This window comes from Dolichospermum circinale AWQC310F, assembly GCF_000426925.1.
Lineage (GTDB): Bacteria > Cyanobacteriota > Cyanobacteriia > Cyanobacteriales > Nostocaceae > Dolichospermum > Dolichospermum circinale.
Genome location: NZ_KE384669.1, coordinates 3,517 through 7,157, shown reverse-complemented (window position 1 = coordinate 7,157; position 3,641 = coordinate 3,517). Strand labels below are relative to the sequence as shown.

At 42.9% G+C, this 3,641-nt stretch carries 2 protein-coding genes; one reads left to right on the top strand and one right to left on the bottom strand.

From position 1 onward, the window contains the following. Window positions 1-1,201: glycosyltransferase (locus ACIR310F_RS21610; protein ID WP_231387397.1), on the top strand; the 1,201-nt coding region annotated here is incomplete at its 5' end. 175 nt (window positions 1,202-1,376) lie between these two features. Here ACIR310F_RS21610 and ACIR310F_RS21605 read toward each other — a convergent pair. Beyond that, on the bottom strand, window positions 1,377-3,641 hold a 2,265-nt coding region (locus ACIR310F_RS21605), incomplete at its 5' end, for a cation-translocating P-type ATPase (RefSeq protein WP_231387394.1).

The window sequence follows — 3,641 nt, the reverse complement described above, 5'->3', positions numbered from 1 at the left end:
TGGTGCATTGAGAATTTCTGAACTGACACCAGACCCGAAGAACGAAAACAATATCATGCTGCTATCTGTAGTAATTCCTACCTATAAAGAGCGTGATAACATTGAAAATGTAGTTAATATCTTGAGTGGGTTATTGGATCAGACTATTCCTGGTAATTATGAACTAATTGTAGTGGATGATGATAGCCCAGACCGAACTTGGGAAGTAGCGGAAAATCTCATCCCAGATTATCCCCAATTGCGGGTCATGCGTCGTCAAGAAGAACGGGGACTATCGTCGGCGGTAATTCGTGGCTGGCAAGCGGCCAGAGGGAGTATATTAGGTGTAATTGATGGAGATTTGCAACATCCTCCAGAAGTGCTGACACAATTATGGCAGAAAATTGAACAGGGAGCAGATTTAGCAGTAGCTAGTCGTCATGTCGAGGGTGGTGGTGTGAGTAGCTGGAGTGTAATTAGACGCTTTTTATCACGTGGGGCGCAGGTATTGGGACTAGTAATTTTACCAGAAGTTGTGGGTAGAGTATCTGACCCAATGAGTGGTTATTTTATGGTAAGACGAAATGCGATCGCTAATACTACACTTAATCCCATAGGATATAAAATTCTTTTAGAAGTCATTGGCCGGGGACAAATTGGGGAAATTGGTGAAGCTGGTTACATCTTCCGGGAACGCACAGAAGGAGAAAGCAAAGTCACTTGGAAACAATATGTAGACTATATTCAACATTTAATCAGATTACGGTTATCTACTGGGAGAATAGGAAAAATTAGTCAAAAAGTCAACTTTCCTGTTGGGCGATTTCTTCGTTTTGGTGCGGTAGGATTGAGTGGCGTATTTGTGGATATGTTAATACTTTATTTACTAAGTGACCCCACAACCCTAGCCTTACCATTAACACGCAGCAAAATTTTAGCAGGTGAAATTGCTATTTTCAATAATTTTCTGTGGAATGATGCTTGGACATTCGCTGATGTTTCTATACAGCAGAAGGGCTGGAAACCCCGGATCAAACGCTTTATTAAGTTCAACGTTGTTTGTTTGGCTGGGTTAGTTTTGAATGTGCTGATATTGAATTTAGTGTTTAATTATCTGATTCCTAATCGCTACATTGCTAACTTTATAGCGATCGCAGTGGCCACAATTTGGAATTTCTGGGTTAACCTAAAACTAAGCTGGCGAGTTACAGAAGTCAAGTAGATCCATTAATTCATCTGCGTTTATCCGCGTTTATCTGCGTTCAATAATTCTTCAATTGTTAAGATTAAGTTTTTGCTTTTGATTAAATAAACCGGACATACTCATACCCATTACCAACAAATTAAACAATCCGAAGCCATTTAAAATTGGATAAGCGGATGATTATTAATGATTATTAATATCTGCGTCGCCAAACTTTGAGTCCCTCAAACCACAAAATACTAAACACCCCAGAAATAAGACTAACTAATAAATCATCAAAATGCAGAAAAGAGAACCGAAATAAATGGCGTAACAAAGGAACATAAAGCACCAGTCCCATAAACACCACACCACCACCCAATACCCACCAAAGTGCTGCATTAGGAGTGTGTAACATTTCGGGAATAGTCCGCGACCAAGAACGATTAGTTAATATCATACTCAAGTTAGAGACAATGAGAGTAGTAAAAGCTAGAGTGCGGGCATCAAATTCTCCATGTCCAAAATAAAAAGCCACAGCAAATACAACCAGCAGCACCACCAACACACTTACCCCTTGCAGGAGTGCTAATTTCAAAGTCCGACGGCTAAATAACGACTCTCTAGGATTACGTGGTGGACGGTGCATGATATTGGTTTCTTCTGGCTCGGCCTCAAATACTATAGTACAAGCGGGGTCAATAATTAAATGTAGAAAAGCAATGTGAATAGGCAATAGCACCAGCGGCCAATGAAATATGACCGGAATTAGAGACATCCCTGCAATGGGGATATGAACGGCCAAAGTATAAGCCATACCTTTTTTCAGGTTATCAAATACTCGCCGTCCCAGCCTGACAGATTGGACAATGGCAGAAAAATCATCATCTAGCAATACTAAATCCGCAGATTCACGGGCGACATCTGTTCCCCGTTCACCCATAGCAATGCCAATATTTGCGGCTTTCAAGGCTGGGGCATCATTTACCCCGTCTCCGGTCATAGCCACGATTTCACCGCAGCGTTTCAGGGCATTGACAATCAGTAATTTTTGTTCTGGAACAACCCGCGCAAAGATATTCACGGTTTGAATGCGAGACAGTAATTCACCTTCTGGGATTGTTTCTAGTTCTGCCCCGGTAATCACTTCTGTGGCAGGTTTTAGCCCAATTTGGCGGGCAATATTTTGGGCTGTGGCGGGGTAATCTCCTGTAATCATCAATACTCGTATACCAGCGGTGTAGCATTCGGCAATGGCTGGGGCTACAGTTGGGCGCACGGGGTCGGCCATACCTAGCAGTCCCAAAAAGGCAAATTCAAAGTCATGTTGGGCTTGGGGAAGAGACTTGAGGGTTTTGTTTTTTTGATGTTGTCCAATGACTTTTGCTACACCTAAAACACGCAAACCATCCCTGGCCATTTGATTAATCTGCTGTTGCAGGTCTTGGATTTGTTGGTCATTAAAATGACATAAATCTGCGATCGCTTCGGGAGATCCTTTAGTAGCAACTATTAATTTATCCTCTGGTGATTGCCACACACAGGACATGGCCAATAATTCACCTGTGAGGGGATATTCCCGCAGTATTTCCCAGTCTTGATGTAAATGTTCTGTTCTGGCTAAATAGTCATCACCCACTTGTTTCAGGGCTTTTTCCATGGGGTCGAAGGGGTCTTTGCGACTGGCTAAAATGCCAAATTCAATTAATTCATGGAACGTTTCTGGTAGCGCTTCTTGTTCATGCAGGGCAACATCGTAAAATTGCGGTGTTAAGCTTGTAGATTCATATACAAATAATTGCTGAACTGACATCCGGTTAAAAGTCAGGGTTCCGGTTTTATCTACACAAAGAACAGTCGCAGAACCCAGTGTTTCTACCACAGGGACACGCCGAGTTAAAACCCTGGACTGGGAAAATCTCCAAGCCCCCAAAGCCAGGAAAATTGCCAATACTACAGGAATTTCATTAGGTAAAATTGCCATAGCCAGAGCCAAACCAGCCAAAACTCCCTGTAGCCAATCGCCCCTAGTTGCACCGTAAATAACGATCACAGCTACGCAGATAGCGATCGCTACAAAGGTCAATTTACCCACAATCCTGCGAGTTTCCCGTTGCAGAACCGTGTCTTCCTGTGTTACAGTTTGCAGGGCTTTACCAATTTTCCCCATTTCTGTCTGCATACCCGTAGCATAGACTTGTGCAATTCCTTGACCTTGAACTATCAGCGTTCCCGAATAGACAAAAGGCAAATCTTCACCACCGGGACGGTGCTGTGTGCTGCTTCTGATAGTGTTTTCTAAATCAGTGGTATCCCTAACAGATTGCTTACGAACAGGTAAAGATTCTCCAGTTAATAAGGATTCATCAATGCTCAAATGGGTAGACCATATCACCACAGCATCTGCTGGAACTCTATCACCCTCCGACAAAACAATCACATCTTCACGCACTACTTCCCGTCCCGCAATGCGTTGACG